The 23,746-nt window shown below is 39.3% G+C and carries 25 protein-coding genes; 6 read left to right on the forward strand and 19 right to left on the reverse strand.

What is annotated here, in order from left to right; all coding sequences use genetic code 11:
* Positions 1-167: 167 nt before the first annotated feature.
* Together ACL8WY_RS14945 and ACL8WY_RS14950 are read left to right on the forward strand one after the other, a co-directional pair.
* The gene (locus tag ACL8WY_RS14945; protein ID WP_436515560.1) at positions 168-1,181 is read left to right on the forward strand and encodes a glycoside hydrolase family 113; all 1,014 of its coding nucleotides are present in this window, start codon (positions 168-170) and stop codon (positions 1,179-1,181) included.
* Between the two features lie 24 nt (positions 1,182-1,205).
* Positions 1,206-1,475 carry a hypothetical protein gene (locus ACL8WY_RS14950; protein ID WP_436515561.1) on the forward strand — a complete coding sequence of 90 codons (270 nt, stop codon included), beginning with the start codon at positions 1,206-1,208 and terminating at the stop codon, positions 1,473-1,475.
* On the opposite strand, the gene ACL8WY_RS14955 is transcribed toward ACL8WY_RS14950, so the two are convergent.
* From ACL8WY_RS14955 to ACL8WY_RS15010, 12 genes are all read right to left on the reverse strand, one after another.
* On the reverse strand, positions 1,472-2,332 hold the full coding sequence (locus ACL8WY_RS14955; RefSeq protein WP_436515562.1) for a nucleoside phosphorylase: 861 nt from the start codon (positions 2,330-2,332) through the stop codon (positions 1,472-1,474). The two genes, ACL8WY_RS14950 and ACL8WY_RS14955, sit on opposite strands and share 4 nt — an antisense overlap.
* Positions 2,333-2,365: 33 nt before the next feature.
* Complete coding sequence (gene trhO / locus ACL8WY_RS14960) at positions 2,366-3,328, reverse strand: oxygen-dependent tRNA uridine(34) hydroxylase TrhO (RefSeq protein WP_436515563.1); 963 nt, start codon at positions 3,326-3,328, stop codon at positions 2,366-2,368.
* Positions 3,329-3,412: 84 nt separating this feature from the next.
* On the reverse strand, positions 3,413-3,763 hold the full coding sequence (locus ACL8WY_RS14965; RefSeq protein WP_436515564.1) for a carboxypeptidase regulatory-like domain-containing protein: 351 nt from the start codon (positions 3,761-3,763) through the stop codon (positions 3,413-3,415).
* Between the two features lie 16 nt (positions 3,764-3,779).
* Positions 3,780-4,397 (reverse strand): hypothetical protein, encoded by a 618-nt coding sequence (locus tag ACL8WY_RS14970; RefSeq protein WP_436515565.1) that lies wholly within the window; start codon positions 4,395-4,397, stop codon positions 3,780-3,782.
* Positions 4,398-4,412: 15 nt separating this feature from the next.
* Positions 4,413-5,048 carry a NeuD/PglB/VioB family sugar acetyltransferase gene (locus tag ACL8WY_RS14975; RefSeq protein ID WP_436515566.1) on the reverse strand — a complete coding sequence of 212 codons (636 nt, stop codon included), beginning with the start codon at positions 5,046-5,048 and terminating at the stop codon, positions 4,413-4,415.
* 35 nt (positions 5,049-5,083) lie between these two features.
* On the reverse strand, positions 5,084-6,256 hold the full coding sequence (locus ACL8WY_RS14980; RefSeq protein ID WP_436515567.1) for a hypothetical protein: 1,173 nt from the start codon (positions 6,254-6,256) through the stop codon (positions 5,084-5,086).
* Positions 6,253-7,521, reverse strand: coding sequence for a DUF2851 family protein (locus ACL8WY_RS14985; RefSeq protein WP_436515568.1), 1,269 nt, complete (start codon positions 7,519-7,521; stop codon positions 6,253-6,255). Before ACL8WY_RS14985 ends, ACL8WY_RS14980 begins: the two co-directional genes overlap by 4 nt.
* A 30-nt stretch (positions 7,522-7,551) precedes the next feature.
* Positions 7,552-8,364: an orotidine-5'-phosphate decarboxylase gene (gene pyrF, locus ACL8WY_RS14990; RefSeq protein ID WP_436515569.1), complete on the reverse strand. Its 813-nt coding sequence runs from the start codon at positions 8,362-8,364 to the stop codon at positions 7,552-7,554.
* 103 nt (positions 8,365-8,467) lie between these two features.
* Entirely contained in the window at positions 8,468-8,683 is a 216-nt protein-coding gene (locus ACL8WY_RS14995) for a hypothetical protein (RefSeq protein WP_350221002.1), read from the reverse strand.
* 109 nt (positions 8,684-8,792) lie between these two features.
* Complete coding sequence (locus tag ACL8WY_RS15000; protein ID WP_348279054.1) at positions 8,793-9,038, reverse strand: RNA recognition motif domain-containing protein; 246 nt, start codon at positions 9,036-9,038, stop codon at positions 8,793-8,795.
* A 77-nt stretch (positions 9,039-9,115) separates the two neighbouring features.
* A complete protein-coding gene (locus ACL8WY_RS15005; RefSeq protein WP_436515570.1) occupies positions 9,116-9,742 on the reverse strand; it encodes a LolA family protein in 627 nt (208 codons plus the stop codon).
* An 18-nt stretch (positions 9,743-9,760) separates the two neighbouring features.
* Positions 9,761-12,298, reverse strand: a complete 2,538-nt coding sequence (locus tag ACL8WY_RS15010; protein ID WP_436515571.1) for a DNA translocase FtsK 4TM domain-containing protein — start codon at positions 12,296-12,298, stop codon at positions 9,761-9,763.
* Positions 12,299-13,030: 732 nt separating this feature from the next.
* Between ACL8WY_RS15010 and ACL8WY_RS15015 the strand changes: the two genes are divergently transcribed.
* Together ACL8WY_RS15015 and ACL8WY_RS15020 are read left to right on the forward strand one after the other, a co-directional pair.
* Entirely contained in the window at positions 13,031-13,558 is a 528-nt protein-coding gene (locus ACL8WY_RS15015) for a helix-turn-helix domain-containing protein (protein WP_436515572.1), read from the forward strand.
* 128 nt (positions 13,559-13,686) lie between these two features.
* A complete protein-coding gene (locus tag ACL8WY_RS15020; RefSeq protein ID WP_436515573.1) occupies positions 13,687-15,087 on the forward strand; it encodes an amidohydrolase family protein in 1,401 nt (466 codons plus the stop codon).
* An 8-nt stretch (positions 15,088-15,095) separates the two neighbouring features.
* On the opposite strand, the gene ACL8WY_RS15025 is transcribed toward ACL8WY_RS15020, so the two are convergent.
* Positions 15,096-16,124: a quinone-dependent dihydroorotate dehydrogenase gene (locus ACL8WY_RS15025; protein ID WP_436515574.1), complete on the reverse strand. Its 1,029-nt coding sequence runs from the start codon at positions 16,122-16,124 to the stop codon at positions 15,096-15,098.
* Positions 16,124-17,020, reverse strand: coding sequence for a site-specific tyrosine recombinase XerD (gene xerD / locus ACL8WY_RS15030; RefSeq protein WP_436515575.1), 897 nt, complete (start codon positions 17,018-17,020; stop codon positions 16,124-16,126). Before xerD ends, ACL8WY_RS15025 begins: the two co-directional genes overlap by 1 nt.
* Positions 17,021-17,128: 108 nt before the next feature.
* Here xerD and aroQ point away from each other — a divergent pair, with 108 nt between their 5' ends.
* Together aroQ and ACL8WY_RS15040 are read left to right on the forward strand one after the other, a co-directional pair.
* Positions 17,129-17,548: a type II 3-dehydroquinate dehydratase gene (gene aroQ, locus ACL8WY_RS15035; protein ID WP_436515576.1), complete on the forward strand. Its 420-nt coding sequence runs from the start codon at positions 17,129-17,131 to the stop codon at positions 17,546-17,548.
* A gap of 107 nt (positions 17,549-17,655) precedes the next feature.
* Complete coding sequence (locus ACL8WY_RS15040) at positions 17,656-18,204, forward strand: EF-hand domain-containing protein (protein ID WP_436515577.1); 549 nt, start codon at positions 17,656-17,658, stop codon at positions 18,202-18,204.
* Positions 18,205-18,281: 77 nt separating this feature from the next.
* Here ACL8WY_RS15040 and ACL8WY_RS15045 read toward each other — a convergent pair whose 3' ends face one another.
* From ACL8WY_RS15045 to ACL8WY_RS15065, 5 genes are all read right to left on the reverse strand, one after another.
* The gene (locus ACL8WY_RS15045; RefSeq protein WP_436515578.1) at positions 18,282-19,526 is read right to left on the reverse strand and encodes a metallophosphoesterase; all 1,245 of its coding nucleotides are present in this window, start codon (positions 19,524-19,526) and stop codon (positions 18,282-18,284) included.
* Between the two features lie 157 nt (positions 19,527-19,683).
* Complete coding sequence (locus tag ACL8WY_RS15050) at positions 19,684-19,917, reverse strand: DUF1059 domain-containing protein (protein WP_436515579.1); 234 nt, start codon at positions 19,915-19,917, stop codon at positions 19,684-19,686.
* Positions 19,895-20,398, reverse strand: coding sequence for an SRPBCC family protein (locus tag ACL8WY_RS15055; protein WP_436515580.1), 504 nt, complete (start codon positions 20,396-20,398; stop codon positions 19,895-19,897). The genes ACL8WY_RS15050 and ACL8WY_RS15055 overlap by 23 nt, the downstream gene beginning before the upstream one ends.
* Positions 20,391-20,726 carry an ArsR/SmtB family transcription factor gene (locus ACL8WY_RS15060; protein WP_436515581.1) on the reverse strand — a complete coding sequence of 112 codons (336 nt, stop codon included), beginning with the start codon at positions 20,724-20,726 and terminating at the stop codon, positions 20,391-20,393. Before ACL8WY_RS15060 ends, ACL8WY_RS15055 begins: the two co-directional genes overlap by 8 nt.
* Before the next feature lie 115 nt (positions 20,727-20,841).
* Complete coding sequence (locus ACL8WY_RS15065; protein ID WP_436515582.1) at positions 20,842-23,739, reverse strand: WD40/YVTN/BNR-like repeat-containing protein; 2,898 nt, start codon at positions 23,737-23,739, stop codon at positions 20,842-20,844.
* Positions 23,740-23,746: the final 7 nt, after the last annotated feature.

Below are 23,746 nucleotides of genomic sequence, written 5' to 3' on the forward strand. Positions count from 1 at the left end.
TGGTAACTATTCAACAGGTCGCAGGAATAGGAACCTATTGAAGTATTTTGGACAAAATCAAAAGAATGTTTTTATAATTCTATTTGCTTATAAACGACTATGAGTATTTGTTAATTTTTCTCATATCTCTTTCAACATCCAACCACTTCCTGTCGTATCTTTCCATCATGCGTTTATCCATCGTTTTGCTCTTGCTCACCTTTGGGGTAGCGGCCATGGTCATTCTCCCTTCAGGAGAGGAAGAACGAATAAATGGTGTGAACCTCGTCAATCCACCACGAGTGATTGATGCTGCAGAAATGGGAACGGTGAAGCGAATCAATGCAGAATGGGTAGCGGTGATTCCTTATGCATTCTCACGTTCGGGTAAACCTCATGTTTCTTTCGATCACAACGGACAATGGTGGGGCGAGCGAAAAGAAGGTTCTTGCAAACTCATCGAGTATGCCAAGTCTCACAATCTCAAAGTCATGCTTAAACCACACGTTTGGGTGATGGGAGAGGGTTGGACTGGGGATTATAAGTTAGCCTCCGATGGCGAATGGAAAATGTGGGAAAAGGAATTTTCAGCCTATATCTTAAACTATGCTCAGGTTGCAGACTCACTAGGTGTTGAGATGCTTTGCATCGGCACGGAGTATCGGATCCCAGCGAAAGAACGACCTGAGTTTTGGAGAGGTTTGATTAAAAGTATCAGAGCAGTATATTCGGGTAAACTCACCTATGCCTCCAATTGGGACAACTACGAAAACATTACCTGGTGGGATGCTGTCGACTACATCGGGATAGATGCGTATTTTCCACTGGCTGAAGGAGATCATCCGACAATAGAAGATATTGAGGAAGGCTGGAAACCAATCAAGTCTAAATTGTCTGCTTTTTCAGCTCAATGGAATAAACCAATCCTCTTTACAGAATATGGATTTCAAAGTGCCAATGGCGCGGCTGGTAAGCATTGGGAGCTGGATAAGTCCACCGAAAATACCAATGAACAACTCCAAGCGGATGCTTACGAAGCGACCTATCGCGCACTCATGGATGAATCATGGTTTGCTGGTGGTTTTGTATGGAAATGGCATTTCAATACCCTTTCAGGCGGTAGATGGCGCGGAACAGAGTGGACACCTCAGAATAAGCCTGCAGAAAAAGTAATTGCCCGTTGGTATGGCAAAAACTATTAAATTTCTGTCTTCAACTGAATACCTATGAGTGAGAAGCGAAATGTAGAAGACATCCTGGCAGAGCTGGGTAAGAAAATCGATCATCTGATGGCTGAAACAAAAAAGGCTGGTAATAAGGTCACAGATGATATGGAAAAGCAAATTGAAAAGCTAAAAGCACAGAAAGATAAGCTGGAAGAAGATCTGAAGGACAAAACATCTGATTCGAGTGAAAAGTGGGGGCAAGCACGCGAGCACATGAATGATGCTGCTGCAGCGCTTAACAAGGCAATAGGTGTTTTCTTTAAGTCCTAAATTCGATCCAACACTTTCTTGATCAATCCATCTATGATCTTATTAGGGTCTTTGGCAAATTGACCTTTGATGCGATTGGCCATGATTGCATTGAGGCTCAGCATTTCATGCCCCAGAAGCTTGGCAAATGCATAATAGCCGGCTGTTTCCATTTCTAAGTTGGTCAGCCAAACATCTTCTTCATGGAAATACTGCATCTTTTCAATGATGTTTTTGTAACGAATTGGTATGCGTATTTCCCGGCCTTGTGGAGCATAGAAGCCCGGGCATGTCACTGTATTACCTGCGATAGTACAATCTTTAAATTTTTCAAAAAGCGAAGTAGATCCTTTGAAACAATAAGGAGTGTAGTGCAGATCTAATTCCTCTCTGAGCTTTTTGATGATTCGTTTTTCTATCCCTCGATGCTTATGTTCATAAAACTGAATAATCGTATCGAGTCCAATAGCATATTCTGTGGCTAGGTGACTACCCACTTTAATATCGTCACGAATGGTGCCGGAAGTACCAATACGGATAATTCGCAGTTTCTTCTTGCGCGGCTTTGGTATACGATGTACTAAGTCAATATTAAATAATGCATCAAGCTCGGTCATCAAGATTTCCACATTGTCTGTACCCATTCCCGAACTTATTACCGTAAGTCGCTTTCCCTTATATTTTCCGGTATGTGTAATAAACTCTCTTTTGTTCATTTCAAAGTCTACCGAATCGAAATGTCTGGATACGCGATGAACTCTACCTGGATCACCTACAACAATGATTTTATCTGAGATGTCCTTGGGTCTAAGGCTCAAATGATAGACGCTTCCGTCCGGATTAAGAATGAGGTCTGTCTCAGAATATGTTTGAGGCATGGATGGTTTAGATCAAAAGCTTCCTAAAGGTAATTAGGAAACTTGATCTTTCATCCTTTTCAAACCCTTGTATGGATTATAACCATTCATTTTTTTCTGATAGAAGCCGGTTCCATCATATGGTCGAGTGTCTGGATTGTCCATACATTCTTCAGAGCAGCACCCTTTATAGATCTCCGCTCCCTTTTCACTCATTGGAATATGTTTATTGCAGTGGGGGTTTGCACAGTTTACCATTCGGTCACAAGGCTCTGCCGTTACATAGCATCTTGAAACTATGGTTGGATTTACCGAATTAACTTCTTTCACAATTCGGTTATCAAAAACGTAGCACTTTCCTTCAAAGTCTTCCCCTTCAGCTTCAAGTCCGTACTTGATAATTCCACCATGCAGCTGATGAACATTTTCAAATCCTTGCTCCAGGAGATAGGCGCTAGCTTTCTCACACTTGATGCCTCCGGTACAATAGGTGATAATCTTCTTGTCTTTGTATTTCTTTAGCTCTTCGATTTTTTCGGGGAAGTCGCGGAAGTTATCAATATCCAGCGTGACAGCATTTTTAAACTTGCCAATAGTATGCTCATAATTTGAGCGCACGTCCAGAATAACTGTATCCTCAGGCTGTTCTTTGAGAATCTTTCTGAATTCCTCCGGCTCAACATAGTCACCTGTTTTCTGAGTAGGATCCACCTGTCTGAGTGAACTGTGGACAATCTCCGGCTTTACACGCACGTGCATTTTCTCAAAAGCGGGCTGATCATATGTATCTACTTTGAATTCGGTATGAGCAAAACGTGGATCGCCAGTGACAGCATCCATGTATTTTTCGCATGCTTCCTGGGTACCAGATACGGTTCCATTCAGCCCTTCTGTAGCCACAATGATGCGACCTCTAAGATCTAGATCAAGGCAAAGTCTGTGATGTTCTTCCCTGAATTCTTCAGGGTTATCAATTTTACTGTAGCAGTAATAAAGTAATACGTAATGTTTTTCCATAATAACCAGGCCCTGTTTCAGCAGGGTGTTAATATGGTGCAAAATTAAAATTTTTATAAAGAAAAAGAATCAGTCGGCATCAATTTACTTGATGACCACAATGACTTTATTGATCTTTTTTTCTGAAAGTGAGCCTGTTTGAACACCCTCACCATCATTTTTCAGATTGTCTTTTCTAACATCAAGAAAATAGGATTTAGCTTCAAGTCCTTTGTATTGAAATTTTCCTTTCTTATCTGTTTTGCCAATGATTAGTTCATTGGTATTACTCTTATAGTCATCGCCCGAAGAATAAATTGTGACAGTCGCACCTTCCACATAATTACCGAGATTATCGATAACGATGACTTGAAATTTTGTTTTTAAGATTTGTCCTGAACTGATTGAAACGCTGCATACAAAAAGTGATAGTGCAAGAATTATTGATAATTTCATCAATTTAAGATAGTGATCATTTCTGAATCATACCTTCAATTTTCAACTCTTTAAACAACCCACGTGCGTAAACAGGCAAGTATTGATTGAGTTCGTTTGGACCGAAAACGGTTGATCGACCCGACCAAATGAGCTTTCCACCTTTTAGTTCATAAACATTCGTTTCGATAAAATACTTAGTGTTTTGAGTGAAATAGCCTGGCCTATATACCAAATCATAGGTTCTGAAAAAGTAATTACCAAACCTATTGTAGTAAAGAAGTGGTTCATACTCAACTGAAGGTGAAATGTATCTTTCTTCATTTATATCTACCAGAGCAACTGTAATTACCCCGTCAAACCCATTCTGGCGAAGACGCTCTTTCGCTCTTTCCACATCTTCGAAGGGCTTTCCAAGTTCCGGCGGAAACATGGACATTCCATTCACACATCTAAGGTCTTCCTTCTTGCCGGCGTAAACAACTTCATTCTCGACCTCATTTCTAAGATTGACATTATTGACCAGTCCCATGACTAGCAGGTTGTTAAGCTTACGATCATATTCTTCAGTAGTGCTCCAGGTACGCATAAGTCCTTCAGGAACGCAGCTTTTGAGTAAGAAAACGGCAAAAAGACAGATGATTTTGGATTTCATACTTGGAATATACTGCTACTTTACTTCTACTGCAGGATTTCCAAAAACGGTTTGACCTTTCTTTACATCTCCAACTACAACTGATCCTGCTCCAATTCTAGCTCCTTTACCTAAAGTAACACCCGCAACTATTGTAACTCCGGATCCAATAAACACTTCATTTTCGATTTTTACCTTCGTGTTGATGATGGACCCTGCGCCTATTTGAACAAAGTCCCCAATTTCTGCTTCTTGCTCTATAATCGCTTTGGAATTGATCACGTTATGATTTCCCATTTTGGAGTCATTCGAAAGCACAGCTCCAGCATTTACGAAATTGCCATGACCTATACCAAAAGAGTCAGATATAGAGGCGGAATGATGTACGGCGTTCATCGGCATTACCTTTCTTGTTTCGATCAGATATTCTACATACTCTTTTCGAAGCGAATTGTCGTCAGTAGCAACAAAGGCTTCACATTTTTGACCAATCAGCTTAGTGAATCCGTGATCATCTGTTGCGCCGAGCACTGATACTGTATTGATTTCACTGTTATGTGTTTTTTCATCATCATCGAGAAATCCATATACAACAATATTGTTTGAGTTGAAGATTTCAAGTGCAGCTTTGGCCAGCCCTGTTGATCCAAAAATGATTACTGGTTTTTCCATGTCCTTCTTTGTTTTTGAAGCCGCAAAATTAGTGATTATTCACTCGATTTTGTACTAAAGTATTGATAGGGAAGTATGCTGCTAATAAGAAAAAGAAAGGGCATATACGTACTCTTATATCTAACCAAGGATCCAAAATTGGGAGTAGATAATGGTAATAATGTTGCTAAAAGAAGAATACAGAATGAAGTGGCAATGAATAATGGCCAATCTATTTTTGGTTTTAGCTTGACATAAAGCAATAATGATAGAAAGATTGACATAGTAAGAATTAGATTTTCAACCTTATGAATCCAGCCCCAAACCGGAGTTTTATCTAAAATGCTTGGTCGTAAAAGCCCAGCATGAAGGGCCCTCGGTATTTCATTCAGTACTGAATACCATGAGTCATCTTCGATAACAATGTCAAGTTGATTGCTGTCAGACTTCTGATTGATGGCCTGATTGTTTTCATATAGAGTCCATGCAATTCTGTTCACTTTTAAGTAAGGATGTATTATTTGAGTCATGCCGAAAACGGCTACAATTGTAATCAGTGTGATATACCACTTGATTGTTCCTTCGGTTTTTCTAAAGATGAAATTCGAGAGAAGAATACCACAAAATAGCAATGAAGTAATGAATATATAATGTTTGATCTTGAGGAGTATAAATGCACCTATCAGGAGAAGTAGCAAATCACGAACTGATAATTTCACACCGTTATGAAATTTGAGAGCAACTGCGACGATAGAGATCAAAGCCGCAAATGTGATTGCATCCTTCATTATTCCAGATGACCAAAAAACGATTGAAGGAATGAAAAGAAAGCTGGCAGCAAATAGGATTTTAATTTTAGGATACAGCTTGGAGAAAATGATCACAGCATTCCAAATCGCCACGAAACTGATAAATGAAACCCATAGCGATGTAATCCAATATGAACCACCGGAGGATTGTACAATGGGACGGATAAATTCAACAAAGAATTGAGTTCTTGGTTGATTTTCTGCATTTTCACTTCCATTACTTTTAGCCATTTCAAAAAAAGTGATGGTATCTCCTGAACCATAGTAATCATAGAAAATCAAGCCTAAGATTATTCCTGCAATAAGCTTTGCCACAAGAGCTGTCCAAAAGATTAATAGTGGATAATCACTTTTCAGGTTTCTAAAAAGGAGATAGGAGAGTAGTCCAATTATGACAATATGGATAATCCAATAGGTCATTTGTTGAGAATTTCTACACCAATATTACAATGAAGACATCTGCGTTTTTGGCAATAGTCCTTAAATAGTTGAATGAGCCCCTGAGATTCAAAACCTGAAGTTGCATTGATTCCTAAAGCATTCCATTTTTTGGTAATTCGATTACTTTCTGCACTGATTGACTCCAGGATTTCCATTGCCCGATCCATGTATTTCTGTTCTCCGGTAAACTTAGCATAAGCTGCGAGCAATGGCGCCATTGAGTTTATTATTAGATTCTCAAAAGAGCTAATACCCATTTTTTCGCTCACTCTTTTACGACTTTTTCCAAAGTCGTAGTGTGACTGCCAATAATCACTTACATCTACTAATAGTTTCTTTTTGACCTCTTCAATGTTTCCTTCTTTGATAAGCAAAGTAAAGAGTTGGGGTTGGTGATGAAAAAGTGAGGACATTTGAGCAAGTCTAATAATGGGAAAATTGGCTGGTCGGAGTTTGCCAAATTTCCAGTGTACTTTGGAGAGTGGTTCTTTTAATTGAAATTTTGCATGAAGAAATTGAAATTCTTCTTTTAACTCCGATTGGTAATCGTCAACATCATTTTCTAAAAAACCGGCCTGTCCGAATAAGAGTGCCTCCGTGGATTTTATATTTTGAAGCACTTTTTTCAACCTATCAAATGGGAGATGTTCGGATAAGCGAATGAAGGCCTCCTTATTTGTGGAAAATCCAAAGTTGGCGGCAATCGTACGATAGGTTATTTGTTCCCAGTCATTTGTAGTTTCATTTAGATTACTGAGTATACGCCCTGATTTTTCCTCAAGTCGTTCAATTAAAACTCGATCGATCATATTTCTGATATTGAGAGTGGAAAGTGATTTGATTTGTGTCGAACAGAGAATTTCTGAGGTTGATCTCAGATGCTGTTGATACTTCTCTAAAATCCCGAGATCAATTCGCTTTTTAAGTTCTAGCGTTGGTATTATTTCTTCATTTATACATATTTCTTTGTCATGGTTCCAGACAACATGTAGAATAACACTTTCATAGGAAGGGTCGTGCTGATGGTTGTGGTTGAGCCAATCGGAGGAATTGATGTGAATCTCTACTTGTCCAGCCCATTCAATAGCTTCAATTTTGAGCCTGGCTTCCTCAAAGTCAGGACCGGAATCATGGTTATGATTTCCAGGGTAAAATACCTTGAGCGATTGATCATTTGTTAATTGGAGTTGACCGGTCTCAAATTTTTGATATTTCCAGATGTAGTGAAGAAACTGTTCGTCCATAGCGAATAGTCTCCTAAGATATGATGCGCGTTATAATCCTTGAAGGATTACAGCCATTTCAAGCTGTATTTTTTGCGCTTGTATACCAGATGCTTTCCCAAAATTTGCAGATTCCTCTGAATAGATAATCCCTCGAGATGAATTTACGAGCAATCCGCATTGGCTATTCATTCCAAATGCACATACCTTTTGAAGGTCACCACCTTGTGCTCCGACACCCGGAATGAGAAGGAAGTGATCAGGAACTATCTTTCGTATATCTGCGAGTGCTTCGGGCCTGGTAGCTCCTACGACATACATTAGGTTATCAGCCGTTCCCCAATCTGCACTTTGACGGATGACTCGTTCATATAGCTTTTCTTCATCATTTACCCTAAGATTTTGAAAGTCTAATCCACCAGGATTGCTTGTAGCTGCTAATAGTATGACCCATTTACCATCGAATTCCAGAAAAGGTTTTACGGAATCAGAACCCATGTATGGTGCTACTGTGACAGAATCGAAATCCATATTTTCGAAAAATGCGCGTGCATACATAGAAGAGGTATTCCCTATATCGGCACGCTTGGCATCTGCGATGGTGAAAACGTCCTTCGGAATATACTCAAGAGTTTTTTGAAGTGATTCCCAGCCTTGAGCGCCTTGTGCTTCATAGAATGCAGTGTTTGGCTTATATGCTACGGCAAATTTGTGTGTAGCGTCTATGATCTGTTTATTAAACTCAAAAACTGGGTCTTTGAGGGAGAGTAGATGTTGGGGAATTTTTTTTATATCCGTATCCAATCCAACACACAGGAATGATTCTTTTTCTTTGATCTTGTCAAAAAGCTGTTGACGTGTCATGAATAGTGAGGATGGTTCTTGGCTAAATTAGGATAAAATCTTTGGACATACTTTTCCTGACTCCACCGGCAGGGAGCATGAAGAAAACCAATAAGACACAGATTTATTTAAGCTCAGGAAGCTTATCGTTTACGACTTTCCCTTTTTTTACTTCTCCGTAAAAGTGGATGTCATAAAGCTTTTCATATTTTTTGATGGACTGATGTAATTCTGGAATAGTCTCACTTCTCAGTTTGATTCCTTTTCTTTCACCCTTGTGACGAAGTTCTATGTAATATCCGTCTTTAAGTTTTACCGGAGTAGTTGCAGGTCTAGCCAAATCAATAAAATTTTAGTGTACTAACAATTATATAAAACAATGCTCGTGCGGAAAAGTTTCCACACGAGCAATTATATAAAATCAAAAACTTAGAATCTGTTTCTCGTGCTTAACCTCTAGGGTTAGCTTTTTTTACAACGATGGTTCTACCATCTAATTCTGTTTCGTTTAGGCTTGAAATAGCCTGATTACCTTCGTCATCGTTTGGCATTTCAACGAAACCGAAACCTTTCGATCTCTGAGTGTCTCTGTCCATGATAACTTTAGCGGAATCTACTGTTCCGAATTCTTCAAATGCTTGTCTCAATGCGTCTTCTGAAGTTGCATAGTTAAGCTTAGCTACAAAAATGTTCATTAAAAAAAATAATAATTAAAAAGCGTCCAGACTTGTTCTGAACGCTGCAAAGGTACGCTATTTTATGGTAATCTCGATTATCTGAAATCTATTACCTCAACATTGGGATATTCCGAGACATCAAACGTGAAGTAATTGTCATTGAAAGGAGTAGGTGTGAATGAATTGATGGAGTATACATATTTATTACCTGTACGTTCGAAAACGGTAAAAGACTTGAGTTCATCCTTAGCATTTATTGTCATGCGTATTTTGAAATAGCTTTTATCTCTGCTTTCGGGATCAAGTTCTATCACACGATCTCCATTCGAGGTAGTTTCTGCTAGTCCGTACTTGAATCCTTTTTTGTACAGGTCATATACATTACTCAATGTAATTTCGGATTCTTCTGCATCATATGGACTGATGGTCACTTCATTAAGTTCCTCACTGTAAGTATAGACGTCAGTGCCATTATTGAAGATTTTCTGACCAACGACATCAAGAACAAATTTTTCATTCTTAACGGCAATATCGCCGGAAATGGTCTCATCCAAACCAGCACTTTCATTCGTGAGTTTTTGTGAAAACGAAGCTTTGAATGATGCTACATCCTTGTATTTATTGCTCATAGCATCTAAAACAGCTAGTGCAGATGGGTCATATTGTGCTTGTACTTGGAATAAGATAAAAAGTGATATAGATGCAATAATTAGCTTTTTCATGCCTTTTGGTTCGTAATCTTAATATTTAATTTCAATCTCTGACAATAACTGTTCCAAACTGTGTTCGTCAGGTATTAGTACTTCTCGTGCTTTGCTACCCTCGAAAGACCCTACAATTCCTGCAGCTTCCAATTGATCGATCAATCTTCCTGCACGGTTATAGCCTAGCTTCATTTTACGCTGAATCAAAGATGTCGAGCCCTGCTGATGCATGACAATGAGTCTGGCAGCATCTGCAAAAAGGGCATCTCTGTCTGATAAATCTACCTCGCCAATACCTGCTTCAGCTTCTCCTACATATTCTGGTAATAAATAAGCATCATCATAGCCTCTTTGTTCACCAATGTACTCACATATTTTTTCAACCTCTGGTGTGTCTACGAACGCACACTGCAATCGAGTCATGTCTGAACCCATAGATAGGAGCATATCACCCATTCCGATTAGCTGATCAGCACCACCAGCATCTAGTATCGTTCTGGAGTCAATTTTAGATGTCACTCTAAACGAGAGCCTTGCTGGGAAATTTGCTTTAATGATGCCTGTAATCACATTAACTGATGGACGTTGAGTTGCAACAATCAAGTGGATTCCAATGGCTCGCGCAAGCTGTGCAAGACGGGCAATTGGCGTTTCAACTTCTTTTCCGGCGGTCATCATCAAGTCTGCTAGCTCGTCTATTACAAGCACAATGTATGGAAGGAAGCGATGACCTTTGTTTGGGTTTAGCTTTCGTTCTGTAAATTTCTTATTGTATTCTTTCAGGTTTCTGCACGCAGCACTCTTCAATAAATCGTACCGATTATCCATCTCAATACATAAGGAGTTAAGCGTATTCACCACCTTAGATGTATCGGTTATGATCGGCTCATCACTATCAGGCAGCTTAGCTAGAAAGTGCTTCTCCACTTTATTGAAGAGCGTTAATTCTACCTTTTTTGGATCAACCAACACCAGCTTCAACTGTGACGGATGCTTTTTGTAGAGCAATGAAGTCAGGATGATATTCAAACCTACAGACTTACCTTGTCCAGTAGCACCGGCCATTAGTAGGTGAGGCATCTTGGCAAGATCTGTGACAAATACTTCATTGGATATAGTTTTACCAAGAACTACTGGTAGATCCATTTTACTATCCATGAACTTGCTGGTAGTGATGACTGAACGTGCATCTACCATCTCCCTATTCTTGTTGGGCACCTCTATACCAATAGTTCCTTTGCCTGGAATTGGAGCAATGATACGAATACCAAGAGCTGCGAGGCTGAGCGCGATATCATCTTCGAGGTTCTTGATCTTGGAAATTTTCACTCCAGCTTCTGGCACAATTTCGTAAAGTGTAACTGTGGGGCCGATAGTCGCTTTGATGCTAGAGATTCCAATTTTGAAATTAACCAGCGTCTCAATAATTCTGTCCTTGTTTTGCTCAAGCTCATCTTTGCTTACCGTCAATTCCTTTTCGGGATATTCAATGAGTAAGCCGGGTGTGGGGAATTTATATCGTGGAAGATCCAGTGTAGGATCGTAGTTGACAGATTCTTCTTTGACCTCTTCTGCAAATTCCTTCTGTTCTACTTCGAATGAAAGATCCTCCAGTTCTTCTTTTTTACTTGGCTGTTCTTTAGGCTCTGGATCAGCCTCTATTGCTTCCTCCTTTTTGGCAAAGACCTTCTCTTCTACTTCTTTAGATAGAGGTGGTTCTTCTTTGAATTCAGGAAGATCGATGGTAAACTCAGGATCTGCTTTTTCTTTTTTTGCTGCTGGCTTATTTGCAACTTTTTTTACGACCCACGTTTCGGATTCATCCTTATTAGCGTCTTCATCTTCAACTTCTTTTTTGATCTGATCTAAAACCGATGAGATATCTGCAGACTTTGCTTGCTTCGGTTCTTTTTTGGGAAATAGGGCTTTGACTTGATTGATCAGGTTTTCGAATGAAGGCACAATTCCGCTGAAGGCAGGTAAGCGTGTGATGTCAAAGAAAAACATATTGAACACCACAAATAGGAATACCATGAATAGAATAGCTCCCCAGCCCATTAAGCTTTGAGCAATCATGGATAGTTCATATCCAATTCCGCCACTCAAGAATCCCAGCATGGATGTTTCCTCTTGCGAAAGCAGGAAGTAGCCCATGACCATACTGATCCAGATTAGGTAGAATACCACAAAATTGAATGACTTGGTTATAGGCAGCAAGGCTCTGTACCAAATGATTTTGTAGGCAACTATAAATAGGAACGGTGGAATCAGGAGTGCTGCTATTCCGAACCAAAGAAAAATGAAATAATGAGCGGCAATAGCTCCGATGAGTCCGAATGCATTCTGAACTTCAGTGCCAGATTCCTTTATATCAGTATGTGTGTATGCTTCAACTACACTTTGGTCGGCTTGTCCGGTGCTTAGATAGGAGATGAATGATACTCCCAAAAAGATGGAAATCAGCAGCAATGTGAAGCCGATGAATAGATGAAATTTTCTGTCGGTGATGAAATTGAACTTGAGGCTTGCCTTCTCCTTCTTTTCAGACTTCTTCTTATAGGTATTCTGTGCCATAGGTTATGCCTCCAAAAATAATGGAGATTTCAAGCTTGTTCAAATTCCAAGAGATCAACGAACGCAAGTAATAGTAATTATTCATCTTTAAAAGAGATTCAATGAATAAATGAAGTAGACTACTACCCGGATATTTGAGATAAGGTTTAATCAGTTGATGTATTATTGTTTCTCAATCAACATGTGATGCAACTTCAGATTGTAAATATCCTTCAGATACTCCTTATTTTTCAAGGTATATTTTTTTGCTTTTTCTTGCTTTCACGCGGAAGAGTTAAGTACATAAGCAATCGCTTTCTTGCTTCTTTTTTGGGGCTTTTGTCATTCCATATGGCTCTCAATTTAGTCTTCGAAACCTCGAATTTTAACTTCCCGGACATAACACCAACTTTAGGCCTTTTATATGGGCCTTTACTCTACTTATTTGTAATCTCTTTGACTCAAGTAGGAAAAGTATCATCGAGAATTGTATTCAAGCATATTTCTACCTGGCCTATATTCTTTCTAATTTATTTTACTACTCTGACGAAATTTCAAGCTTTCACTGGTGTTGCAATCTTACTCAGTATGGCTTTTTACATTTTTGCCAGCTTTCATTCGATACGAAAATACCAATCTGTTTTAAATGATATTCATTCAGGTGCTAGTTCAATCAACTTGTCTTGGGTTATTAATTTGCTTTATTTATTAAGCTTAATACTGACAATAGAAGCGGTCCGTAATTTCTTACTTGTGCCAAATTCAACTGGTGAAAATGTAGCATATTCAATAATGACACTCGGACTTCTGGTTTTTGTGATAACCTTAGTCTACCGAGGCTTAAAACAGCCAAGCCTATTTATGGGGATCTCAATGGAAGATATTGAGATTTCGAAGGAAAGGGACCGAAAATATACCTCCTCTACTATGTCCAAAAATCAAATAGCCAGCCACGCCAGGAAGCTCGAGCAGTTGATGAGAGAGAGAAAGCCTTATATCAATGCTAGCTTGAAACTGAGCGATTTAGCGGCTGTTTTGGAATTGAATCCTCGTCATTTGTCACAGACTATCAACACTCATTTTAAAATGAACTTCTCAGAGTATGTTAATTATCATCGAATAGAGGATGCTAAAATTCAACTAACAGAATCTATAAAGTCAGGTAAAACCATTCTTGAAATTTTGTATGAGACAGGTTTTAACACGAAATCCAATTTCAATCACACATTCAAAGAACTGACGGGTCAAACACCTTCCGAATTCAAGCGAAGGAAGAATTAGCTATGGAAATGCGTCTAGAATCATGTTTCTGGTCGAAATAGCTTGGGCAAGTTCTCATCATTGCTAAAAAAAGCATGATGAAGTCAAAAAAGTTTTTTACCCGAGTCTTTAAATTAATATTCTTCTTAATGATTCTTATCACATTATCTATACCTCTGGGTGCATTTGATTTTGGAAAGAATCCTTTGAAACTAGAGAAAAATAAATTTGCATTCATTAATGTTTCCATCATTAGTTTGGATACATCTCCTGCCGATTTTGTGATCGACTCTACATTGCTGAATGATGTCTCAAGGTACATTACTGAAAAAAGAACTGTTCTTGTAAATGATGGTAAAATAATTTCGGTCATTTATCCAGAAACTAAAATTGATGAAGATTTTGAAGTCATTGATGGCGAAGGGAAATTTCTGATGGCTGGCCTAATGGATATGCATACGCATTTGTTCGATCGATCGGATTTACTTCTCTATTTAGCAAATGGAGTGACTACAGTGAGGAATATGATGGGTATGACAATGCATCTTCGCTGGAAGGAACAAGTGAATAATGGAGATTACCCGGGTCCAACAATCTATACAGCCAGCCCGACCCTGAATAGCGGTAAAAATGCGGGCCCGTTTCATAAGGTTGTAAAAACTCCTGAACAAGCGAAAAAGGCAGTAAGAAAATATGCTGAGAAGGGATATGACTTTATCAAAATCTATGACGGAATTACCTATGAAATACTTACGGCAATAGCTGCTGAAGCCAAACAAGTCGGGCTTCCGATCGCGGGACATCCATCATATGAGTTAGGAATTGATACGTTGGTTGCATCTGGAATGGTGTCGCTAGAGCATGCAGAAGAAATATTGCAAGCATTGTTAAACTATACGTACAATGAAAATAGGTCTCGTGAGATTGCTGAGAAAATCCGAGATAACAATATATACTTCACGCCGACACTTGCTGTTTACAAGCGTATTGTAGATGCAACTCTTAAAAGAGAAGGGATATTTGATGAAGATTCTTTGTACTTCATTAATCCTTTGATGCGGACAATAGGGAAAAAGCAATTGAAAGACTGGGTAGAGCTTGAAAATAACAGTAACGTTCTCCTGAAGTATGATATTCTTCAGTGGATTGTTCGAGATTTTCGAGAAGAAGGAGTGCCCATGTTACTCGGCACAGATACTGGTCCCAATCTCACAATTCCAGGATTTACTCTTCATGAGGAAATTGCACTTATGATTGAAAGTGGACTAACTGCGTATGAGGTTTTGTATAGCGGGACGGTTGCCTCAGCCAGAGCTCTTGGTATGGAAAATTCTAAAGGTGCTGTATCTGAAGGTATGGATGCTGATTTAGTTCTATTGGACGAAAATCCATTATTAAATGTCTCTACCTTGAAAAAACCAGTAGGGGTTATGAAGGACGGTGTGTGGTATGATAAGTCTTCTTTGAAAATTCTTTTAAAGAAGGCAGAAAATCACACAGGGGCCTTTAGAACCTTTGGAAGACTTCTTGGCCAAATGATAGGGAAATAATAGCTAAACTATGAGTGGCTTACGAGGCTTTTATTGATACGCTTGATTAGGGCAGGCCCCTCGTATACTAATCCTGTATAGATCTGAATCAGATTTGCTCCGGCTTGAATTTTATCTACTGCGTCTTGTGCTGAGTGAATGCCTCCAACGGCAATAATATGAACAAGAGGAAGGTGCATTCTAATATATTTCAGCACCTCATTTGACTTTTGGAATACTGGCTTGCCACTCAAACCGCCTGCTCCAATGCCCTCAACTTTTTCAGCAGCTGTATTTAAACCTGATCGATCTATTGTGGTATTTGAAACTATTAACCCGTCCAGGTTTAGCTCTTTTGTGATGGAGATGATATCATCAAGTTGAGATTCCGTGAGGTCCGGAGCGATTTTGAGTAGAATTGGTTTAGGTGATTCTTTTTTATTGTTTTCATCCTGAAGCGCCTTCAAGAGCTTCAGGAGAGGTTCTTTTTCTTGCAATTCTCTAAGACCAGGAGTGTTTGGGGAGCTTACATTTACGACAAAGTAGTCGACATGGTCAAAGAGCTTTTCGAAACAGATAAGATAGTCTTCTAATGCATTTTCATTGGGAGTGACTTTATTCTTTCCAATATTGCCACCAACAATGATATTGGATTTTCGATTTTTCAGTCTCTCGACAGCATCATCAACGCCATCATTGTTAAAGCCCATTCGATTAATTAAAGCTTCATCTGCAGGTAATCTGAATAGGCGTGGCTTTGGATTGCCTGGCTGACCTTTTGGTGTGAGTGTGCCAATTTCAATAAAACCAAAACCAAGATTCGAGAAGTCATCAATTAGTTCAGCATTTTTGTCAAACCCTGCTGCCAGGCCTACCGGATTTTTAAATTTCAATCCAAATACTTCACGCTCCAACCTTTGATCCTCAAAGTGGAACATTTTCTTGATGAGTGATTTGCCAAGAGGAAGCTTTAGAACGAAATGAAGGAGCACGGTTGTGATTTTGTGAGCCTTTTCGGGAGTAAAAAGAAATAGAATAGGTTTTAAAAGTTTGTACATCAGCTTCTTGGATGAAATTGGGTAATAACCTGTTTCAAGTAATCCCGATCAAGGTGAGTGTATATTTCGGTGGTGGTGATGGATTCATGTCCCAGCATCTCCTGCACCGCACGTAAATCGGCTCCTCCTTCTATCAGGTGTGTTGCAAAGCTATGGCGAAATGTGTGTGGACTGATACTTTTCTTCAAACCAATTTTAGCAGCCAGATCTTTAATTACCATAAACACCATAACACGACTAATAGACTTCCCTCGCTTAGTTACGAATAGGTGATCTTCAAAACCTTGTTTTATAGCAATATGCACCCTGATCTCATCACGAAAGATCCTGATGTGCTTCAAAGCTGAACGGCCAATTGGAACCAATCTTTCTTTGCTTCCTTTTCCAATCACCCGCAAAAAACCTATGTCTTCATGGATGTTGCTGATTTTTAAATTGATAAGCTCAGAAACTCGCAGACCTGAACTATAGAGGGCCTCTAGCATTGCGCGGTTACGAGTGCCTTCAGGAGTAGACATATCAATAGCTTCGAACAATTGTTCAATTTCTGGCAGGTCTAACGTGTCGGGCAGCTTTCGACCGAGCTTAGGAGCTTCGAGCAGCTCTGATGGATCTTTTGTAATAACTTCTTCATACAAAAGGAACCGAAAAAAGGCCTTTAATCCGGAGACCATGCGCGCTTGCGTGTAAGCGGACATTCCCAATTCGGTAATAAACTCCAGAAAATCTATTAGGTCTTGCTGAACAACTTTCGTAGGACCAATGTCTTTTTCATTCAGTTCAAAAAACTGTCTCAACTTTGATATGTCAGCTAAATAGGCATCCACTGAGTTCTCTGCCAGTGATCTTTCCAGCTTCAGATAGTTTTTAAATTGCTTGGTGTATGAATCCCACATTTGGGTTGATTAGTTAATCAGTTAATTTAGTGATTAGTTAATGCACGTCTGAAATTGAACTGAATAACTAAACTAGTCCACTAATAACTAATCAACTAATTATCAAAATTGAAAATTTTGATTTTAAACGGCCCAAACCTTAACCTACTTGGCAGGCGTGAACCTGAAATCTATGGCAGCCAAACTTTCGAAGATTTCTTTGAAGTGCTCAAAAGTCAGTTTGCAGCTCATTCGTTGGAATATTATCAATCAAACCACGAAGGTGATCTTCTAGATAAGCTCCATGAAGTAGGATTTAGTTATGATGGAGTCGTGTTTAACCCTGGAGCATATACGCACACATCTATAGCGCTTCGAGATGCTATTGCGGGAATAGAATCGCCGGTTTTTGAAGTTCACATTTCAAACCTTGCTGAACGAGAGGATTTTAGACAAACAAGCTATATAAAGGATGTTTGTGTGGGATCAATCAATGGAATGGGCCTTAAGGGATATGAAATTGCCTTGGAGTCATTCACCAATAATTGAGTGATAACTTTTCTTAAAAGCAATCAAACTGATTTAAAACTTTATTTATCGAATTTTTAAGTTGTGTAGCAGAAACTCATGTTAACTTTCTCCACAAATCCCGCCCTATGACAGATTTACAGAAGCAAAAAATCTTACATTTCTTTAATGTTTTGGACAATAATGGAAATGGTATTCTTGAAAAGGATGACTTTGAACTCGTAGGAGAGACCATAAGCGATATCGTCGGATTTGGAGAAAATGCCCGTGAAAGATTGCTCTTAAAACTTAAGGCACATGGGTTATTTGTTCAAATTCTCAAAGACATAAATAAGGATGAAGCAGCACTGAATCCTGATGAGTGGATTCGGTTTTTTGATGAGATTGTTCTGTCGAGACCAAACGATTATGTCAATCAATCATCTACATACTTGTTTTCGTTGTTTGATCAGGATGGTGATGGACATATAGATGAGCGTGAATACCTGGATATGTTTAAGGCCTACGGACTGTATATGTCTGTGGCTAAGAAGGCATTCGATATGCTTGATATTAACGGTGATGGTCGAATCAGTGGGGGAGAGCTAGTGAAAGCTTTCGAAGATTTCTTCATGTCGGCAGATGAAAATGCACCTGGAAATTGGATTTTTGGAGATTGGAGAAACAACACTGCATAAAATAACACAACTGTCGTAATGGCTGTTTTAGTTACCATGGTTTCTTCTAATTATTCATGAGCTATATAATACAAGCTTCAGTCACTGATATTTTTGACTTGACCAAGAGGAAACTTATTTCCCAATAAGTCCACGCGCCACATTAAATCATCTTCAATAAGCAGTGCCTCACTAAGTCCTGCGGAATGATGCACGTCTACGCGAATAACTTTGCCATTATAGTCTAAACCAATGTGCTCTGCTAGCGTGTGTCCAATGGCAATATTGTCCGCTTCGAATACGGTTAATATTTCTTCCACATGACTATTATCTGCTTTTTTGCCAAGATTGTGCTCTGTCATATCCTTTGCCAAACCGCGATAGAATATGATCCCTGTCGAACCATGTATTATACTCCCATCGATAGTCCTTCGGATTACTCCTCCAAGGACAAAGGTTTCTTTAGCTTCTTTATCAATGGACTCTAGAGTTGGATTTTTACTTAAAACCATAGGTGAGATGCCTCCATGTGCAAACAAAGTATTGCCAATTTTTAGCATTATAGGTTTGCTTCTTAGCCAGCGTCCGAGCTCTGAGGATTCAGCATACAGTTCCTGTTGCGACATTCCTGATGCTCTAAATGTTCCGTAATATTTATTAGCAACAGATTTAGTTCTCCCATCTAATAAGTATCGTTCATGATTCCCTAATACATAATGAAGGTCTCCACCTGCTATTTTGGCTTCAGCTTCTAACTTATAAAGTAACCAGAGGAGGGGAACGACATTATCACCTCTGTCAACCATGTCGCCGATTAGTACTAAATGTCCAGCGCCATAACTCCATTTAAGAGAGTCGTCTATAACATTATTAGTTTTCAAGATATTGACCAGAGCATCAAATTCACCCTCTAAATCAGAAATAGCAATTAAGCGCTCAGGGCTAGGTATTTTCAATTGTGAGCGCGGATGATTATTCCGTAATGGAACATTAAATTTTGTGCCATGTTCATTGTCTACCCTGACCTCAATTCGATTTTTTACTTTTTCCTGAATCGCTTTAGAGGGATTGGTACCGTCACCATTTATGTAGATAGCGTATCTACCGTTATCTTCGTTTAAGACATAAGGACCATCATGACGTACAGGGATATTTGGGAATTCCAGAAATAACCATTCCGAGGTTGCATTAGAATATCCTAAATATCTTCCGTCAGGTACCCGAATTCCTACTCCCTTAATCCTACTGGTCAATGCAAGTGCTAGCATGCCAAATAGAATAGTACAAGTAAAAATGAGCGTGATTTTTCTGAGAATCCTGATTTTATTGTTTCTGTTCTTCATAGTTGTTGAGTATCCAACACAATAATACATCATTACTTTGTAATACAAAGTACCATGTAATATTTATTTCCGACACTCTAATCGTAAGAACTATATGTGTTAAAGAATTTCAGGAAAGATTCTTGATTTATGATGGTTTATTTCAATGTCAAAACTTTCAAATTAAAGCTTCAAACTCTTCCTTCTTATTAGAAAACCACTCTTGCATTTTTTCAGGTGAATCCATAAGCTTTTGCATCTCCTGCATGGCTTTCAAGTGAGCTTCATCTCCTTTTTGATACATTTCCATGCCGTGCTGCTTACTCTGCTCAGCCATTTCTTCGAACGTATTGGCGTGGAATTCCAGATCACAAGCGCCACCAAGTTGTTTACATGTCATTGTTTTCATCATTCTTTGATTTTGATTGTTGAGATAGTTCGATAATTTTTTTGGCCAGAAAATCTGCAAGCCGCTCGAAGACGGATCCCCAACCATTGTAAACACCCATTTTTTCTTGCTGGAGTTTATACTCTTCAGTTTCATGGATGACCTTGAAGGTAAATTCAGTCTTGTTTTCACTCTCCGATTCAAGATAAACTTCCATAATGACTCCTTCAGTCATGGGTAGGAAATTGGCGCTTGTAACAAGTTTGTTTGGCGGATCGATCTCCAGGTATTTTCCCTCAGCGATGAAGTCTTTGCCGCCTGGCATGGCCATGATGTACTTCCAAGTTCCTCCCACCTCAAAATGGTGATGGATTATTTTGGTTTCTATTCCATCGGGACCCCACCATTTTATGATGTGGTCTGCTTGTGTCCATGCTTCCCATACAAGATCAATGGGCGCATCGAATAAGCGATTGATGGTAATGGTTTTTAAGCTGTCAGTCATTTTTTTCTCGGTCAGATTGTAGTTTCATTAAATAGCTTTCGAATGAGTCGATTCGGTCTTCCCACAGTTTTTTATACTTTTCTATCCACATAAATGCAGGAATCAGCTCGGTAGGTTGGATAGCACAATAACGCTCACGGCCTTTTTTAGTCACCTCAACCAAACCACACTCTTCTAGAATCTTAATTTGTTGCGATATAGCTGGTCTGCTGATGTCAAACTTCTCTGCAAGTGAATTGAGATTCTTAGGTTCTTCTGACAAAAGATCAATTATTTGCCTCCTAGTCGGATCCGCAATAGCCTGAAATACATCTCTCCTCGAATTCATTATGTAAGCATTTACTTACAAGTATATATGTAAGTAAATGCTTACGCAAATAAAAAAGCATAAAAAAACCACCTTCGTCCTGAAGGTGGCTTCTTGTACCATTAGCTATTTAATCCTATTCCTTTCTACCTGGTCTCTCCCTCGGTTTCTTAATCGTGAGTGGTGTTTCAACATTGGTGTCACCCAAAGTAATTCTTACGGTATACTCACCTGCGACTAAATGGAAGTCACCATTTTCTGCTTCCTTATACTTTTCTTTTTGCTCATCGTTCAAAAGTTCTTTGAATGATGAATCTGTTTCCAAGCTGATCTCAACAATATTTAGTCCGTTATCCGCTGAGATATCTTTCGAAGATACTACTTCATCTTTATAAATGATTTCAATTTTTCCATTTGCTTTTGAATTTGAATAAAAGTTTACTGAAGTTGTCGGCTCAATAACATCTCCCCATGTCCAGGTTTTGCTTCCCCATCGTGTGCTGGCAGTAATCTCTTCCATCGGGAAGGCGTGGATGGTTTTGGCAAGAATCTCATCATTCATTTGCTGAATAAGCGCAACATTGCCAATGTAAATACCTCTTCCATGTGTGCCCAATACCAGATCTTTTTCTCTCGGATGTACGATAAGATCATGAACAGGAGTGTTTGGAAGTCCTTGAGCAAAGGCATGATAGCTACTTCCTCCATCCATAGAAACATATACGCCATGGTCTGTTCCTATATAAATGATGTTCTCATTTACCGGGTCTTCTTTAACCACGTTTATGGGCTCGTCGGGCAAATTACCAGAAATGTCTTTCCAATTTTTCCCATAGTTATCACTTCGATAAACCAGTGGTTCAAAGTTATCCCACCGGTAGCCATTGAGTGATGCATAAACACGCCCTTCACTATGTTGTGAAGCAACAACCGTACTTACCCAAAAATTCGAAGGAAGCTCATTTGTAATGTTAGTCCAACTATCACCAACATCATCTGAACGATGAATCAAGCCATCATCACTCCCTACATAGATTAATCCAAAACGAGTTGGAGATTCTGAAATGGTAGTTAATGTGCCATAGCTCACATCACCCTTCTTGCCTCCCAGAGTAAGATCTTCACTCAATGTTTCAAAATTTTCACCCATGTCCATCGATCTGTGAAATCGATTGCTTCCAAAGTAAACGATATCCTGATTGTGGCTGGAGAGTGTAATGGGTGCCTCCCAGTTCCATCGATAAGGTGAATCACCTAAGGTATGACGAGGAGTGATATATTTTCTTTCTCCTGTTTGAGTATTAAGACGGAAGTAATTTCCAAATTGGTAGCCAGTATATACGGTTGCATTGTCACGCGTATCCACAGCTACTTGCATGCCATCTCCACCCATTAATCTTTCATACGGGTATCGTCCTTCTTGATACCATCCGCGAGAATATGTATAGTTGCTTGGTCCTTTCCACACTCCATTGTCTTGGAGCCCGCCATATACATTATACGGTTCCTCCATATCAACTGCGATAGAGTAGAACTGACCAACGGAAGGTGAATTACAATTGATCCAGGTAGCGCCAGTGTCGAAGCTCACATAAACACCTCCATCATTCCCCAGAATCAGATGTCGTGGGTCATTTGGATTGATCCATAAGGCATGATGATCTACGTGGACATTGTCTTCATTGATGCTTTTGAAAGTTTTGCCTCCATCATCAGATCGAACAATAGGGACACCCATTGTATAAATAACATTTGGATCTTGGCCATCCACACGCACTTGACCAAAATAGTATCCATAAGAAAAGATCATGCTCTCGATATAGTCCTCATGGGTTTTTGCCCATGTCTTTCCTGCATCATTGGATCGATACATTTCACCACCTTTCACAGGTGTATCAAACAGCAATGAATTAGCATCCTCTGTATATATGACAAGGTCAATTGGTTTTACTTTCCCTTCTTCCACATCCATTTTGATATCTACAGCATTGTAGTTTTGAGGGAAGCCATTGTTATCCAAGAATGAGTTGATAGCTGAATTTTCAAGTGCAAGAAATTGCTGATTACTCATTGTTCTCAGTTGATCTTTGGTCAACTCTTGATCTTCATCATCGTCATCTTTTTCACGCCTATCTTGGTTATCCAGAATCGCATAGACAATATTGGCATCTGATGGAGCAAATGCGAGTCCTATGCGACCGGTTCCATTGGTATCCGGAAATCCGGAGCTATCAGCAATTTCGTTCCAAGTGTTTCCACCATCTTCTGATCTGTAGATTGCGGTTCCAGCTCCCGCTTCTTCAAAGTTCCATGCTTTTCGGTCTTTCTCCCACGCCGCTGCGATTATGACATTGGAGTTTTCGGGATGCATAATCATGTCAATTATGCCCGTCCTATTGTTTATAAACAAGGTTTTGTTCCATGTTGCACCTCCGTCTGTGGATTTAAAGACTCCTCTTTCCGAATTTTCTGAATATAGGTGACCAAGAGCTCCAACCCATAAGGTGTTCGGATTAGTAGGGTGAATTAAGATTCGTCCAATATGATGCGTTTCAGTCAGTCCGATGTTTTCCCAGCTGTCTCCATTATCAGTCGATTTGAACATGCCAAATCCCGAATAGGATGATCGACTGGAATTATTTTCACCGGATCCTACATAAAGAATATTGTTTGTCCAATCAACGGCAATGTCGCCAATTGTCATCACGATTTGGTTATCGAATCGAGGTTCAAATGAGGTGCCATTGTTTTTTGTTTCCCAGAGTGATCCAGATGCATAAGCTACATAGAAGTGTGATGGGTCTGCAGGATCTACTTCAAGGTCAACAACTCTACCACTCATGACCGTTGGGCCTACGTTTTTGAATGGTATGTTTTTTACCAGTGAGCTTTCTTCCAGTTGAAGACGCTGTTGGTATCCTTTCCACCGTTCTTCTGAAGAGGTGGCTGTAGGGACTTCCGTATTTTTTTTCTTTCGTTGAGCAGGCAAAATTATTGCTATACTCAAAAAGAGAAATAGATAAATGATTCTCATGAGGTTA

Origin of the sequence: Ekhidna algicida (assembly GCF_051379705.1) — a bacterium.
GTDB lineage: Bacteria > Bacteroidota > Bacteroidia > Cytophagales > Cyclobacteriaceae > Ekhidna.

Excerpts from the sequence above, each read along its gene's own strand:
- ACL8WY_RS15010 (WP_436515571.1), bottom strand. The coding sequence starts at position 12,298 with ATGGCACAGAATACCTATAAGAAGAAGTCTGAAAAGAAGGAGAAGGCA.
- ACL8WY_RS15040 (WP_436515577.1), top strand. The coding sequence starts at position 17,656 with ATGACAGATTTACAGAAGCAAAAAATCTTACATTTCTTTAATGTTTTG.
- ACL8WY_RS15020 (WP_436515573.1), top strand. The coding sequence starts at position 13,687 with ATGATTCTTATCACATTATCTATACCTCTGGGTGCATTTGATTTTGGA.
- ACL8WY_RS14985 (WP_436515568.1), bottom strand. The coding sequence starts at position 7,521 with ATGGACGAACAGTTTCTTCACTACATCTGGAAATATCAAAAATTTGAG.
- ACL8WY_RS15000 (WP_348279054.1), bottom strand. The coding sequence starts at position 9,038 with ATGAACATTTTTGTAGCTAAGCTTAACTATGCAACTTCAGAAGACGCA.
- ACL8WY_RS15005 (WP_436515570.1), bottom strand. The coding sequence starts at position 9,742 with ATGAAAAAGCTAATTATTGCATCTATATCACTTTTTATCTTATTCCAA.
- ACL8WY_RS14945 (WP_436515560.1), top strand. The coding sequence starts at position 168 with ATGCGTTTATCCATCGTTTTGCTCTTGCTCACCTTTGGGGTAGCGGCC.
- ACL8WY_RS15050 (WP_436515579.1), bottom strand. The coding sequence starts at position 19,917 with ATGATGAAAACAATGACATGTAAACAACTTGGTGGCGCTTGTGATCTG.
- ACL8WY_RS14950 (WP_436515561.1), top strand. The coding sequence starts at position 1,206 with ATGAGTGAGAAGCGAAATGTAGAAGACATCCTGGCAGAGCTGGGTAAG.
- ACL8WY_RS14970 (WP_436515565.1), bottom strand. The coding sequence starts at position 4,397 with ATGAAATCCAAAATCATCTGTCTTTTTGCCGTTTTCTTACTCAAAAGC.
- ACL8WY_RS14955 (WP_436515562.1), bottom strand. The coding sequence starts at position 2,332 with ATGCCTCAAACATATTCTGAGACAGACCTCATTCTTAATCCGGACGGA.
- ACL8WY_RS15055 (WP_436515580.1), bottom strand. The coding sequence starts at position 20,398 with ATGACTGACAGCTTAAAAACCATTACCATCAATCGCTTATTCGATGCG.
- ACL8WY_RS14980 (WP_436515567.1), bottom strand. The coding sequence starts at position 6,256 with ATGACCTATTGGATTATCCATATTGTCATAATTGGACTACTCTCCTAT.
- ACL8WY_RS15045 (WP_436515578.1), bottom strand. The coding sequence starts at position 19,526 with ATGAAGAACAGAAACAATAAAATCAGGATTCTCAGAAAAATCACGCTC.
- pyrF (WP_436515569.1), bottom strand. The coding sequence starts at position 8,364 with ATGACACGTCAACAGCTTTTTGACAAGATCAAAGAAAAAGAATCATTC.
- trhO (WP_436515563.1), bottom strand. The coding sequence starts at position 3,328 with ATGGAAAAACATTACGTATTACTTTATTACTGCTACAGTAAAATTGAT.
- ACL8WY_RS15065 (WP_436515582.1), bottom strand. The coding sequence starts at position 23,739 with ATGAGAATCATTTATCTATTTCTCTTTTTGAGTATAGCAATAATTTTG.
- ACL8WY_RS15025 (WP_436515574.1), bottom strand. The coding sequence starts at position 16,124 with ATGTACAAACTTTTAAAACCTATTCTATTTCTTTTTACTCCCGAAAAG.
- ACL8WY_RS15060 (WP_436515581.1), bottom strand. The coding sequence starts at position 20,726 with ATGAATTCGAGGAGAGATGTATTTCAGGCTATTGCGGATCCGACTAGG.
- ACL8WY_RS14975 (WP_436515566.1), bottom strand. The coding sequence starts at position 5,048 with ATGGAAAAACCAGTAATCATTTTTGGATCAACAGGGCTGGCCAAAGCT.
- xerD (WP_436515575.1), bottom strand. The coding sequence starts at position 17,020 with ATGTGGGATTCATACACCAAGCAATTTAAAAACTATCTGAAGCTGGAA.
- ACL8WY_RS14965 (WP_436515564.1), bottom strand. The coding sequence starts at position 3,763 with ATGAAATTATCAATAATTCTTGCACTATCACTTTTTGTATGCAGCGTT.